This is a genomic window from Burkholderia sp. Ac-20379 (assembly GCF_017104645.1).
Lineage (GTDB): Bacteria > Pseudomonadota > Gammaproteobacteria > Burkholderiales > Burkholderiaceae > Burkholderia.
In genome coordinates this window covers 1-12,900 of sequence record NZ_JAAGPF010000215.1, presented here as the reverse complement: position 1 = coordinate 12,900, position 12,900 = coordinate 1, and the positions used below count along the sequence as shown (strand labels likewise).

The 12,900-nt window shown below is 69.0% G+C and carries 14 protein-coding genes and 1 pseudogene; 12 read left to right on the top strand and 3 right to left on the bottom strand.

All coding sequences use genetic code 11. The features are described from left to right. The 6 genes and pseudogenes from G3N92_RS23005 to G3N92_RS22980 all read left to right on the top strand — a co-directional run. Window positions 1–226 (top strand): annotated as a pseudogene (locus tag G3N92_RS23005) (beta-hydroxyacyl-ACP dehydratase); the annotation flags it as partial. Continuing rightward, window positions 223–948, top strand: coding sequence for a 3-ketoacyl-ACP reductase FabG2 (locus tag G3N92_RS23000; RefSeq protein WP_206129885.1), 726 nt, complete (start codon window positions 223–225; stop codon window positions 946–948). The pseudogene G3N92_RS23005 and the gene G3N92_RS23000, both read left to right, overlap by 4 nt. Next, a complete protein-coding gene (locus tag G3N92_RS22995) occupies window positions 948–2,180 on the top strand; it encodes a beta-ketoacyl-ACP synthase (RefSeq protein ID WP_206129884.1) in 1,233 nt (410 codons plus the stop codon). Before G3N92_RS23000 ends, G3N92_RS22995 begins: the two co-directional genes overlap by 1 nt. Beyond that, window positions 2,177–3,421: a beta-ketoacyl synthase N-terminal-like domain-containing protein gene (locus G3N92_RS22990; RefSeq protein WP_206129883.1), complete on the top strand. Its 1,245-nt coding sequence runs from the start codon at window positions 2,177–2,179 to the stop codon at window positions 3,419–3,421. The genes G3N92_RS22995 and G3N92_RS22990 overlap by 4 nt, the downstream gene beginning before the upstream one ends. 39 nt (window positions 3,422–3,460) lie before the next feature. Beyond that, window positions 3,461–3,886: a signal peptidase gene (locus G3N92_RS22985; protein WP_206129882.1), complete on the top strand. Its 426-nt coding sequence runs from the start codon at window positions 3,461–3,463 to the stop codon at window positions 3,884–3,886. Between the two features lie 12 nt (window positions 3,887–3,898). Beyond that, the gene (locus G3N92_RS22980; protein WP_206129881.1) at window positions 3,899–4,333 is read left to right on the top strand and encodes an excinuclease ABC subunit A; all 435 of its coding nucleotides are present in this window, start codon (window positions 3,899–3,901) and stop codon (window positions 4,331–4,333) included. Between the two features lie 63 nt (window positions 4,334–4,396). Here G3N92_RS22980 and G3N92_RS22975 read toward each other — a convergent pair whose 3' ends face one another. Beyond that, window positions 4,397–5,116 (bottom strand): class I SAM-dependent methyltransferase, encoded by a 720-nt coding sequence (locus G3N92_RS22975; RefSeq protein ID WP_206129880.1) that lies wholly within the window; start codon window positions 5,114–5,116, stop codon window positions 4,397–4,399. 107 nt (window positions 5,117–5,223) lie between these two features. On the opposite strand from G3N92_RS22975, the gene G3N92_RS22970 reads away from it, so the two are divergent. Next, the gene (locus tag G3N92_RS22970; RefSeq protein ID WP_206129879.1) at window positions 5,224–6,477 is read left to right on the top strand and encodes an NAD(P)/FAD-dependent oxidoreductase; all 1,254 of its coding nucleotides are present in this window, start codon (window positions 5,224–5,226) and stop codon (window positions 6,475–6,477) included. Window positions 6,478–6,538: 61 nt separating this feature from the next. Here the strand turns inward: G3N92_RS22970 and G3N92_RS22965 are convergent, their stop codons facing one another. Next, complete coding sequence (locus G3N92_RS22965) at window positions 6,539–6,715, bottom strand: DUF1328 domain-containing protein (protein ID WP_206129878.1); 177 nt, start codon at window positions 6,713–6,715, stop codon at window positions 6,539–6,541. A 297-nt stretch (window positions 6,716–7,012) separates the two neighbouring features. On the opposite strand from G3N92_RS22965, the gene G3N92_RS22960 reads away from it, so the two are divergent. From G3N92_RS22960 to G3N92_RS22950, 3 genes are all read left to right on the top strand, one after another. Further along, entirely contained in the window at window positions 7,013–7,573 is a 561-nt protein-coding gene (locus G3N92_RS22960; protein ID WP_206129877.1) for a lipocalin family protein, read from the top strand. Window positions 7,574–7,665: 92 nt separating this feature from the next. After that, complete coding sequence (locus G3N92_RS22955; RefSeq protein ID WP_206129876.1) at window positions 7,666–8,481, top strand: alpha/beta fold hydrolase; 816 nt, start codon at window positions 7,666–7,668, stop codon at window positions 8,479–8,481. 276 nt (window positions 8,482–8,757) lie between these two features. Continuing rightward, window positions 8,758–9,162, top strand: coding sequence for a TerB family tellurite resistance protein (locus tag G3N92_RS22950; RefSeq protein WP_206129875.1), 405 nt, complete (start codon window positions 8,758–8,760; stop codon window positions 9,160–9,162). Window positions 9,163–9,223: 61 nt separating this feature from the next. Here G3N92_RS22950 and G3N92_RS22945 read toward each other — a convergent pair whose 3' ends face one another. Beyond that, complete coding sequence (locus tag G3N92_RS22945) at window positions 9,224–9,943, bottom strand: GntR family transcriptional regulator (protein ID WP_206129874.1); 720 nt, start codon at window positions 9,941–9,943, stop codon at window positions 9,224–9,226. Window positions 9,944–10,116: 173 nt separating this feature from the next. Here G3N92_RS22945 and G3N92_RS22940 point away from each other — a divergent pair, with 173 nt between their 5' ends. Both G3N92_RS22940 and G3N92_RS22935 read left to right on the top strand, forming a co-directional pair. Further along, the gene (locus G3N92_RS22940; RefSeq protein WP_206129873.1) at window positions 10,117–11,331 is read left to right on the top strand and encodes an aminotransferase class V-fold PLP-dependent enzyme; all 1,215 of its coding nucleotides are present in this window, start codon (window positions 10,117–10,119) and stop codon (window positions 11,329–11,331) included. A 128-nt stretch (window positions 11,332–11,459) separates the two neighbouring features. Continuing rightward, the gene (locus tag G3N92_RS22935) at window positions 11,460–12,743 is read left to right on the top strand and encodes an MFS transporter (protein ID WP_206129872.1); all 1,284 of its coding nucleotides are present in this window, start codon (window positions 11,460–11,462) and stop codon (window positions 12,741–12,743) included. Window positions 12,744–12,900: the final 157 nt, after the last annotated feature.

Below are 12,900 nucleotides of genomic sequence, written 5' to 3'. Positions count from 1 at the left end.
CCCCGGCGTGCTGCTCGGCACCAGCGGCTACCGCGCGCACCACCCGGCGTTCGCGGCCGGCGCGACGCTGTCGGTCACCGCGCGCGAGCTGTTGCGCAGCGAGGCCGGCCACGGCGCGTACGAATGCGCGATTCATCTGGACGGCGCGTGCTGCGCCGAAGCCGTCGTCAAGGTCTACCAGCCGGACGATTTTCAGACTTTCATCGAAGGGAGCATCCAATCATGACCCGGCGAGTTCTCGTGACCGGCTCGAGCCGCGGCATCGGCCGCGCCGTCGCGCTGCGTCTGGCCGAAGACGGCTTTGCCGTGACCGTGCATTGCCGTAGCGGCGTCGTCGAGGCGCAGGCCGTCGTCGACGCGATCAAGGCGCAGGGCGGCGCCGCCAGCCTGCTGCAGTTCGACGTGCGCGAGCGCGCCGTGTGCCGCACGCTGCTCGAAGCCGACGTGGCCGAGCACGGCGCCTATTACGGCATCGTGTGCAGCGCGGGCGTGACGCGCGACGGCGCGTTTCCGGCGCTGTCCGAGGAGGATTGGGACATCGTGCTCGAAACCGGGCTCGACAGCTTCTACAACGTCGTGCATCCGCTGACGATGCCGATGGTGCGCCTGCGCAAGGGCGGCCGCATCGTGACGATCGCGTCGGTGTCGGGCGTGATGGGCAACCGCGGGCAGGTCAATTACAGCGCGGCGAAGGCCGGCCTGATCGGCGCGACCAAGGCGCTCGCCACCGAGCTGGCGTCGCGCGGCGTGACGGTCAACTGCGTCGCGCCGGGCCTGATCGACACCGGCATGCTCGACGACCTGCCGCTTGAACAGGCGCTGAAGACGGTGCCGATGGGGCGGGTGGGGCAGCCGGAGGAAGTGGCGTCGGTGGTGGGCTTCCTGATGTCGGACAGCGCCTCGTACGTGACGCGCCAGGTGATCGGCATCAATGGCGGGATGATCTGATGAAGCGCGTCGTGGTGACCGGCATGGGCGGCGTGACCGCGTTCGGCGAAACCTGGCCGGAGATCGAGGCGCGCCTGCGCGCGGGCCGCAACGCGGTGCGCCGCATGCCCGATTGGGACCGCTTCGAATCGCTGCACACGCGGCTCGCGTGCCCGCTGCCGGATTTCGCGGCGCCCGCGCATTATCCGCGCAAGAAGACGCGTTCGATGGGGCCGGTGGCGATGTACGCGGTGCGCGCGAGCGAACTCGCGCTCGCCGACGCGGGCCTGGCCGACGACGCGTCGATCAAGGACGGGCGCATGGGCGTGGCGTACGGCTCGTCGTCGGGCTCGGTCGAGCCGATTCGCGCGTTCGGCGCGATGCTCGAAACCGGCTCGATGCGCGACGTCACGTCGAACAGCTACGTGCAGATGATGCCGCACACCACGGCCGTCAACGTCAGCCTGTTCTGGGATCTGAAGGGCCGCGTGATACCGACCTCGTCGGCCTGCGCGTCGAGCAGCCAGGGGATCGGCTATGCCTACGAGGCGATCGCATCGGGCAAGCAACTGCTGATGCTGGCGGGCGGCGCCGAGGAGCTGTCGGGGCCGGCGGTCGCAGTGTTCGACACGCTGTACGCCACCAGCACCCGCAACGACGCGCCGGCGCTGACGCCGCGCCCGTTCGACGCGGCGCGCGACGGCCTGGTGGTGGGCGAGGGCGCGGCGACGCTGGTGCTCGAGGAATACGAGCATGCCGTCGCGCGCGGCGCGACGATCCATGCCGAGGTGGTGGGCTTCGGCTGCAATTCCGACGGCGCGCACATCACGCAGCCGACCGCCTCGACGATGGCGGTCGCCATGCGCATGGCGCTGCGCGACGCGCAAGTCGATCCGTCGGCGATCGGCTACGTCAATGCGCACGGCACCTCGACCGAGCGCGGCGACATCGCCGAATGCGAGGCGACCTACGCCGTGTTCGGCGAACGCATGCCGATCAGTTCGCTGAAGAGCTACGTCGGCCATACGCTCGGCGCGTGCGGCGCGCTCGAGGCGTGGTGGACCATCGAAATGATGAAGCGCAACTGGTATGCGCCGACGCTGAACCTGGAGCAGGTCGATCCGGCCTGCGCGCCGCTCGACCATATCGTCGGCGAGGGCCGGGCGATCGACGCCGAGTACGTGGTCAGCAACAACTTCGCGTTCGGCGGCATCAACACCTCGCTGGTGTTCCGGCGGGCCGGCCCCCGATGACGGCCGCGCAACGCCCGGCCGCGTCGCGTGTCGTGGTCACGGGGCTCGGTATCGTCTCGTGTCTCGGCAATACGCTCGACGCGGTGGCGGCGGCCTTGCGCGACGGGCGCGGCGGGATTCGCCGCGTCGAGGCCTGGCGCGCGCGCGGCTTCCGCAGCCAGGTGGCCGGCGTGGCCGATACCGATGCCGAGCCGCCGTTCGCCCGCAAGCACGAGCGTTTCATGGGCGACACGGCGCGCTTTGCCGCGCATGCGGCGCGCAAGGCGATCGAGGATGCCGGGCTCGATCCCGCCGTGCTGCGTTCGCCGCGCGCGGGCGCCATCGTCGGGTCCGGCATCGGCTCGATCGGCGCCTACGACGAGGCGATGGAGACGGCCACGACGCGCGGCCTCGATCGCACGCCGCCCTACGTGGTGCCGAAGGCGATGAGCAGCACCGCGTCGGCCGCCGTCGCGCAGGTGTTCGGTATCGAGGGCGTGACCTATACGCCGTCGTCGGCCTGCACGAGCTCGGCGCTGGCGATCGGGCAGGCGATGCAACTGATTCGCGGCGGGCTGCAGGACGTCGTGCTGGCGGGCGGCAGCGAGGCGCTGCACGACAACATGACCTTGATGTTCGACGCGATGGGGGTGCTGTCGCGCGGCTTCAACGATGCGCCCGGGCAGGCGTCCCAGCCGTACGGCGCGGCGCGCGACGGCTTCGTGATCGGTTCGGGCGCCGGCATCGTCGTGCTCGAATCGCTCGAACACGCGCTGGCGCGCGGCGCGCGCATTCATGCCGAGCTGAGCGGCTTCGGCCAGTGCACCGATCACGGCGGCATGGCGACGCCGCATGCGGCGGGCATCGCGCGCGCGATCCGCGCGTCGCTCGACGACGGCGCGGGCGGCGTGCCCGACTACGTCAACACGCATGCGCCGTCGACGCCGCTGGGCGATATCGAGGAGCTGAACGCGCTGCGGGCCGTGTTCGGCGCCGCGCCGCCGGCGTTCTCGTCGACCAAGGCCATGACCGGCCATCCGCTCGGCGCGAGCGGCGTTCACGAAACGATCTACACGCTGCTGATGATGCGCGACGGCTTCATGGCCGGCGCGGCGGTGGGCGGCGCGCTCGACCCGGCGCTCGGCGGCCTGCCGCTCGTGCGCGAGACGCGCGAGGCGGCGCTCGAGCGCGCGCTGTCGGTGTCGTTCGGCTTCGGCGGCAGTTGCGCGAGCCTGCTGCTCGATGCGTGGCGCCAAGCATGACCCCTTCTTTTCCCTGAGAGCAACCAAGCGAGAACAACGATGAAACAACGACTCCATCTGGCGGGCATCCTGATCGCGGCGGCCGCGCTGTCGGGCTGCGGCACCGTCGTCCGTTCGCTGCCGCTGACGGACAGCGCCACCGCCACCGCGCCGGGCGGCGTGAAATTGTATTTCGGTGCGCAGGCGCACCCCGCCCTCGAGCGCCAGATCGGCAGGCGCACCGAATCGGCGCGCCTCGCGCGCGGCACCGCGGTCGAGCAGGCGGTGTGCGACCAGGCGCTCGACACGGCGCTCGGCAGCTTGCGCGCGTATGCGGCGAGGCACGGCGGCAACGCGGTCATCAACATCACGACGGGCTTCCACAGCACGCGTTCGGATTCCGAGACGGAGTACACCTGCGGCGTGAGCGGAAGCGCGGGCGCGATCTCGGTGGCCGGCGACGTCGTCGTGCTCGGCACGCATTGAGGGGAGGCTGACATGAAACGACGCATGACGATCGCCGCCGCCCTGCTGCTGCTGGGTGCATCGCAGGCGCAGGCGCGCAACGACGTGGCGAGCTACCCGATCGACGCGGCGCTGGCCACGGGCGCCGGCAAGGTGGACGCCGACATATCGCTGTATTTCGCGGGCCAGCCGCATCCGGCCGTCGAGAAGCAATACGGCGAATTCGGCACGAACAAGAAGACCAACGCGTTCGGCAAGTCGGATATCGACGCGTGCCAGCACGTGTTCCTGTCGGCCGTGCTCGAATTGCAGGCACGGGCGCGCAAGGAAGGCGGCAACGCCGTGATCGACATCAAGAGCAACTACAAGAATCAGCTGAGCGCGAGTGCGACCGAGTTTACGTGCGGCTCGGGCGCGATCCTCGCCGGGGTGGCGCTGACGGGCAAGGTGGTGACGCTGAGGAAGTAAGGCGCCGGGCCGCGCCGGCGCATCGCGGCTGCAAGGCGGTGCGCCGGTGCTGGCGTGATGGGCTCAATCGGGCTTGCGCGCCGCCACGTTGACGAGCGTTTCGCGGCGCCGGCCCGGCTTCGGGCGATGCAGGCCGAGCCGTTCGAGCAGGCCGAAATCGGTCGCGCGGCTCCACCAGAGGTAGGGCAGCGAAACGTTTTGGTTTCCGAACGAAAAGCCGGCGTTGCGCAGCATCGCGAGATAGCCGTCGGCGCTTTTCTGCACCTGCATCGGATGGCGGAACAGCAGGCGGATGACCCACGACTTGATGTAGGCCTCGGTCGATTCCGCGAACAGCAGCAGGCCGCCGGGCTTCAGCACGCGCCGGAATTCGGCCAGCGCGCTGTCCTGGTCGACGAGATGGTGGAAGGTTTGATGGCAGAACACCAGATCGACGCTGGCGTCGGCCAGCGGCAGCCGTGCGCAATCGCCGTCGTGCAGATCGACCGGGGCGCTGCATTGGCGTGCGGCCTCGGCCGCATGGGCCAGCGATTCGCGATGGCAATCGATCCCGACGATGCGGCTCGGCGCGAAGGCGCGTTCGAGCAGCCGGAACGATTTGCCCTGGCCGCAGCCGACGTCGAGGATCACCGGCGCGTTCGGCAGCGGTGCGGGAGCGAGCCGCACCAGATCGTCGATCGCGACGCGCAGGACGTGATGTTCCCAGGTATGCGTGCGCAGGAACCAGACGCCGAAGGCGGTTTCCGGTACGTATTTGACGGTGTGCGTATGGAGTGACGACATGGCCTCTCGTTGGTATGCGTTATGTGCCGGCCATTGTAAGTGGCGCCGCGAGATCGTGGCGTGAAGATTCGTCGTTGCGAATGCACTGAAACGAACAGGTTATCGATATGAATCAAACAGTATCCTCGCGCGTCTCGGTCGACGTCGCGATCATCGGCGCGGGCCCGTCGGGCGCCGTGGCCGCCGCGCTGTTGCGCCGGGCGGGGCGCTCGGTGCTGGTGCTCGAACGCCAGCACTTCCCGCGCTTTTCCATCGGCGAAAGCCTGTTGCCGCAGAGCATGCATTACCTCGAAGCGGCCGGCATGCTGCAGGCCGTGGTCGAGGCGGGCTTCCAGTTCAAGAACGGCGCGTATTTCGTGCACGGCGAGCGAACCTCGTCGTTCGATTTCCGCGAGAAATCCGCGCCGGGCTGGGGCACCACGTACCAGGTCGAGCGCGCGGCGTTCGACGATCTGCTGATCCGCTGCGCGGCCGAACAGGGCGCCGAGGTGCGGTTCGGTCATGCGGTGCGCGCCTTCACGCCGGGCGAGCGGCCGCGGCTCGAGGTCGCCGACGAGGCGGGCGCGGCTTACGAGGTCGACGCCGGGTTCGTGCTCGACGCGAGCGGCTTCGGCCGCGTGCTGCCGCGCCTGCTCGATCTCGAGGCGCCGACGCGGATGCCGACGCGCGCCGCGATCTTCACGCATGTGGCCGACGGCCTGCCGGCCGGCTCGACCGATCGCAACAAGATCTGCATCGCCGTGCATCCCGAGCGCCGCGACGTGTGGTACTGGATGATCCCGCTGGCGAACGGCCGCTCGTCGGTCGGCTGCGTGGCCGAGAGCGCGTTTCTCGATGTGCCGGCCGATGCGCGCGAGGCGACGCTGCGCGCGCTGATCAATACCGAGCCGACCTTGGCGCGGCTGATCGGCGACAAGCCGTTCCTGATGCCGGTCAATCATATCGGCGGGTACGCGGCGAACGTGGCGAAGCTGCATGGGCCGGGCTATGCCTTGCTCGGCAATGCCGGCGAATTTCTCGATCCGGTGTTTTCGTCGGGCGTGACGATCGCGCTGCGTTCCGCGCATCTCGCCGTCGACGCGCTCGAGCGGCAGCGGCGCGGCGAGGCGATCGACTGGGCGCTCGACTACGACGCGGCGCTGCGCAAGGGCATCGATACGTTCCGAGCGTTCGTCGAGCGCTGGTATACGGGCGAGTTGCAGGACATCGTGTTCTACGAGGACAAATCGCCGGAATTGAAGCGGATGATCTGCTCGGTCTTGGCGGGCTACGCGTGGGACGAAACCAATCCGTTCGTGCGCGAGCCGGCGCGGCGGCTCGATGTGCTGGCGCAGCTGTGTGCGCCGGAGGCGGTGCGGTAAGCGACGTGGCGGGGTGGAACGGGCCGGGGCGCGGCAATTCGCAGCGCCCCGGCCCGTGTGGCTAGTTGACGACCTTCTTGGCCACGAACACGCCGATCACCAGGAACACGATGCACAGCACCAGGAACAAGCCGAACAGCAGCTTGGCGATCGCGGCCGAGCCGGCGGCGATCCCGGTGAAACCGAACAGCCCCGCGACGATGGCGATCACGGCAAAAATCAAGGCCCATTTCAACATGATGGTGTGCTCCCCTTAGAGTGATGGTGGTCTTCTCCAAGGCAAGTGCCGTGCCAATTCGGCCGGATCGCGCGCGGGGCCTTGATTCGCGCGGTTTCGCGCGGAACCGTCCGCCAGGCCCCGGGCACCGCGCTCGCCGGCGCGGCGGGTAAATACTACAAAGCGGGGCGCGATCGAACGACAAAAACGCCCACCCGCTCGGCCGGCACTGCACGCCGCGCGCGTTGCCGCGTGGCATCGCGGCGCTGGTATCGAACCTGCTTCAGGTTTTCCGAATCGTCCCGAAAGGAAATCCCGATGAACCGATCCCTGATGCGCATCTCCACGCTGGCCGTCGCCGTGTCGGCCGCGGCGCTGTTGCTGAACGGCTGCGCCGGCTTCGGCGGCGGCAAGCGCGGCAACGCGGCGGTGCCGCAGCCGGCCAAGCCGGTCGAACTCGACCGCTATCTCGGCCGCTGGTACGAACTCGCCCGTTACGACAATCGCTTCGAGCGCGGCTGCGACGGCGTTACGGCCGATTACGCGGTGCGCGGCGACGGATTGATCGACGTCACCAACGCGTGCAGCCGCGGCGCGAACGGCAAGCCGCGTTCGGCCGAAGGGCGTGCGAAGGTCGTGCCGGGCAGCGGCGGGGCGAAGCTCAAGGTGTCGTTCTTCGGGCCGTTCTACGTCGGCGATTACTGGGTGCTCGATCACGCCGACGACTACACCTGGTCGATCGTCGGCGAACCGTCCGGGCGCTTTCTCTGGCTGCTGACGCGCGACGCGAATCCGTCGGTGCTGCTGCGCCAGCAACTGGTCGCGCGCGCGGCCGAACTGGGTTACGACATCTCGCTGCTGCGCATGACGGCGCAATGAGTTCGCCCGCGGAATTACGGCGTAATAATCGCCGTACATCGGAAACCGGGGCAACTCCTTATACTGGCGCGTTTCCATTTTCCGAACGTGCGATGGCTGCCAAGCGGATCCTCGTCTGTTGCCTGCTGCTCGCCGCCGGCGCCTATCTGGCCGCGGCGGCGGCCCTGTATCTGCTGCAGGACCGGATGCTGTTGCCGTCCACGCCGCATGCGGACGATCCGCGCACGCTGCCGCATCCGGGCGAGCGCATCGAGCGCTGGGAAATCGGCGGCCACTACGCCGGTTACGTCGTCACGCCGGACGGCGCCGCGCCGCGCGGCACGGTGATCGTTTACCACGGTAATGAGGAATCCTCCGAAACCAAGCTGCCGCTCGCGAACGTGTTCGTGCAGGCGGGCTATCGCGTCGCGATCGTCGAATATCCGGGGCACGGCAACCGCCCCGGCGAGCGCACCATGCAGGCGGCGCTGGATGCATCGCGCGCCGCGCTCGCGCAGACGCTCGCGAGCTGGCGCGGGCGCGTGTGGCTGGTGGGGGAATCGCTCGGCGCGGGGATGGCGGCGCGCGTCGTGCAAGGCAACGAGCGGGTGGTGTCCGGCGTCGCGCTGATCACGCCGTGGGACACGCTGGCGTCGGTGGCCGGCGAGAAATATCCGATGTTCCCGGTGCGCTGGATACTGCACGACCGCTTCGATTCGATCGCGGCCGTGGCCGGTTACGGCGGCCCGCTGGTGGTGATCGGTTCGGTGCGCGACACGCTGATTCCGGTCGCGCACGCCGAGCGCCTCGCGAGCCAGCACCCCGGCAGCCATCTGATGCTGCTGCCGGACGCCGATCACGATACCTGGTTCGACCACATGACCGCGCCGCGCTGGCAGCAGGTGATGCGCTGGCTCGACGCGGCCTGAGCGGCGGCAGCGGCGGTTGTGGCAGTTATGCATCGCTTGGCGGCAGGCCGCGCCGCGCGAGCCTCGACCGCGCCGTCGGCGTATCGGCGGCGCGCCGATCCTGGCGATGGCGATGCGACGGCAGGCAATGCCGCGCGTCGCTGGTCGCGGCGGCCTTCGGACAGTTCGGTTTTTACGAACCTCAGCGTATCGATTTGCTGGTTTTTCCGATGCCTCGATGCCCCGATACTGGCGCTTCCCCAACAGCGCGGATCGAACCGCAACGGATATCACGCCATGCGTACCTATCGTCGTAACAGTCCTCAAGCCGCCGCCCGCATCGTCGCCCTGGTGATGATCGCGGACGGCCACGTCGACGCGAACGAGGAGCGGATGCTGGCGCGGCTCGGCGTGATCGCGCGGCTGGGCCTGCGCCCCGGCGAGTTCGACGGCGTGGTTCAGCAACTCTGCGAAGACATGGCGATCGGCTGCGGCAGCGGCTTCGATGCGGCGGCGCATGCGCCGCTGCTGGCCGAGGTCGACGATCCGGCGTTGCGCCGGGTGGTGTTGCGCGCGTGTCTGGCGGTGGCGTCGGCCGACGATTATCTGGCCGACGGCGAGATCGCCGCGCTGGCCGCGATCTTCGGCGCGTGGGCCGTGCCGTCGCACGACTTGGCCCGCGCGATGGCGGCGGCCGCATGACGGCAGCGGCATGACCGTGGCCCTAGCCGCGCAACGATGACGCGATGAACCCGGCCGCGCCTCAGGCGCGGCGGCTGCCCGCCGCGCTGGCCTGCGCGGCGGCGTCGAGTTGCAGCACCGCGTCGCGCTTGTCGAGCAGGTGGCGGCGCAGGATCTGCGCGAGCCGCGCGCCGTCGCGCGCTTCGAGCGCCTCGATCATGTCCGAGTGGTCGTGGATCGCGCGATCCCATTTCGCGCTCTGGAAGTTCGAGCGGAACCGCAGCGCCTGCAGCTTGCGGTTGATCGCGAGGTAGGTTTGCCGCAGCGCCGCGTTGCGCGCGGCCACGTTGATCAGATCGTGGATCTCGCGGTTGCGGCTGTAGTAGCCGGTCAGATCCTGCCGGGCGCGGCAGGCGAGCATCGCGTAATGCAGCGCCTTGATCGCGTCGATCTCCTCGGGCGTGATGCGATCGCAGGCCAGCTCGCCCGAAAACGCTTCCAGCCCGCTCATCAACTCGAAGGTCTCGCGGATCTCGGCATCCGACATCTTCGACACCGACGCGCCGCGGTTCGGCGCGATATCCACCAGCCCTTCCGATTCGAGCACCTTCAGCGCCTCGCGCAGCGGCGTGCGCGAAATGCCGAGCATCTCGCAGAGCTCCCGCTCGTTGAGCTTCTGCCCCGGCTCGAGCGTGCCTTCGACGATGAAGTTGCGCAGATGCTCGACCACCGTGTCGTGCAGGCGCTGCCGCTCGACCGGAGGCAGCACGGCGCGCGGGGAGGAGGGGGTGTCATTTTGCATACAAAAAACGGGTCAATCGTCCAGGCACCGATTTTACACGAACGCTCTCACGGCGGAATTTCGAGATTTGATGCGGAATGGATGCGGGTAAACCACGCGCAGATAGCGGTTGTGGTTTGCCGCTTGGGAGGAATATAGTTTTTTGCATGCAAAATTCAACAAGGAGAACACGCATGCTCAAGCTGGATTTCCATCCCTCCGGCCGTCACTTCCTGCAGATCCCGGGGCCGAGCCCGGTGCCGGACCGGATCCTGCGCGCCATGAGCTATCCGACCATCGACCATCGCGGCCCGGAATTCGGCGCGCTCGGCCTGAAGGTGCTGAGCGGCATCCAGGCGATCTTCAAGACGCGCCAGCCGGTGGTGATCTATCCGGCGTCGGGCACCGGCGCGTGGGAAGCGGCGCTGTCGAACACGATGAGCCCCGGCGACACGGTGCTGATGTACGAGACGGGCCAGTTCGCGACGCTCTGGAAGCGCATGGCCGAGAACCTGGGCCTCAAGCCCGAATTCATCGGCGGCGAGGATGACTGGCGCGGCGGCGTGGACGCGAACCGCATCGAGGCGCGGCTGCGCGAGGATCGCGAGCACCGCATCCGCGGCGTGTGCGTGGTGCACAACGAAACCTCGACGGGCGTGACGTCCGACATCGCCGCCGTGCGCGCGGCGATCGACGCGGCCGGCCACCCGGCGCTGCTGCTGGTCGACACGATCTCGGGCCTCGCCAGCGCCGATTACCGCCACGACGAATGGGGCGTGGACGTCACCATCTCCGGTTCGCAGAAGGGGCTGATGCTGCCGCCGGGCATCAGCTTCAACGCCGTGTCGCAGAAGGCGCTGGCCGCCAGCGCCAGCGCGAAGCTGCCGCGCAGCTTCTGGGGCTGGGGCGAAATCATCGAGATGAACCAGGGCGGCTACTGGCCGTACACGCCGAACACGAACCTGCTCTACGGCCTGTCGGAAGCGCTCGACATGCTGGCCGACGAGGGCCTCGATCAAGTGTTCGCGCGCCATCAGCGGCTCGCGCAGGCCTGCCGCCACGCCGTGAAGGGCTGGGGCCTGGAAATCCAGTGCGCCGATCCGGCCGTCTACAGCCCGGTGCTGACGGGCGTGCGGATGCCGGCCGGCGTGGATGCCGACGCGGTGCGCAAGATCGTCTACGAGCGCTTCGACATGTCGCTCGGCGCGGGGCTCGGCAAGCTCAAGGGGCAGATGTTCCGGATCGGCCACCTCGGCGACTGCAACGACCTGACGCTGATGGCCACGCTGGCCGGCTGCGAGATGGGGCTGCGGATCGCCGGCGTGCCGCTGGCGGCCAGCGGGCTGCCGGCCGCGATGGACTATCTGGCCGCGCAGGCCGTGCGCACGCCGCTCAAGGCGGCGGCCTGAGCGCCGCGGCCGGGCGGCGCACGGCGCGCCGCACCGGCCGCGCCCATTCCGTGAAGCACCCGCGCAACGCACGCGGGGCAGCAGTGTCGTGGCGGCAAAGACCTATTCCAACAATTCGGAGACACACGATGAAACGGTTTCGATTGACGAGTGCGACGAACGTCGTGCTCGTCATGTTGTGCGTCATGTATTTCATCACCTACCTCGACCGCGTCAACGTCAGCACCGCGGCGGTCGGTTTCGGCAAGGAGTTCGGCCTGTCCCACACCGAGGTGGGGCTGGTGTTCTCGGCGTTCGCGTATCCGTATCTGATCTTCCAGATCATCGGCGGCTGGGTCAGCGACCGCTTCGGCGCGCGCAAGACGCTGATCGCGTGCGGCGCCGTGTGGGGCGTGGCCACGCTGCTGACCGGCATGGCGGGCGGCCTCGTGTCGCTGCTGGCCGCGCGGCTGCTGCTCGGCTTCGGCGAGGGCGCGACGTTCCCGGCCGCCACCGCCGCGATGTCGCGCTGGGTCGCGAAGGACCGGCGCGGTTTCGCGCAGGGCATCACGCACGCGGCCTCGCGCGTGGGCAACGCGCTTGCGCCGGCGGCGGTGGTGCTGATGATGGCCAACTTCGGCTGGCGCGCGGCGTTCTACTTGTGCGGCGCGCTGAGCCTGTGCTGGGTGATCGGCTGGTGGCTGACCTATACCGAGCAGCCGCGCGACCATCCGCGCATCACCGAGGGCGAACTGGCGATCCTGCCGCCGCCGAAGCCGCGCGCCACACGCGTGCGCTGGGGCGCGCTGTTCCGCCGGATGCTGCCGGTCACGCTCGTCTACTTCTGCTACGGCTGGACGCTGTGGCTGTTCCTGAGCTGGATCCCGCAGTTCTTCCTGCATCACTACCACCAGAACCTGCAAACCTCGGCGCTGTTTTCCTCGGTGGTGTTCCTGGCCGGCGTGCTCGGCGACACGGCGGGCGGCATCGTGACCGATCGGATCCTGCGCCGCACCGGCAGCCTCGCGAAGGCGCGCAGCGGCATGGTGTCGGTCTGCATGCTGCTGACGCTGGTCGCGATGGTGCCGCTCGCGTTCGTGCACAGCATCGGCCCGGCCACCACCTGCCTCGCGCTCGGCTTCTTCTTCGCCGAGATGACGATCGGGCCGATGTGGGCGATCCCGATGGACATCGCGCCGGAATTCTCGGGCACCGCCAGCGGGATGATGAACACCGGCTCGGCGCTGGCGGCGATCGTCTCGCCCGTGATCGGCGGCGCGCTGATCGACCGCTTCGGCAGTTGGGAGCTGCCGTTCTACGGCAGCATGGCCCTGATGGCGGTGGGCGTGGTGTGCGCGTTCCGCATGCATCCGGAGCGGCGCTTCGACAACGCCGAACCGGGCGCGGCCGTGGCCACGCATCAGGGCATCTGAGCCTTCGTCAAGTTTGATTCGTAATCCACACAGGAGCCTTCACGCGTGAGTCTTTCCCTCGAAACCCGGCAACCCGACGCGGCGGCGCCGCTCGCCCGGACTCTGGCCGCCGCCTGGCGCGACGGCGCCCGGCCCGACCCGGCGCGCTCGGATGGCC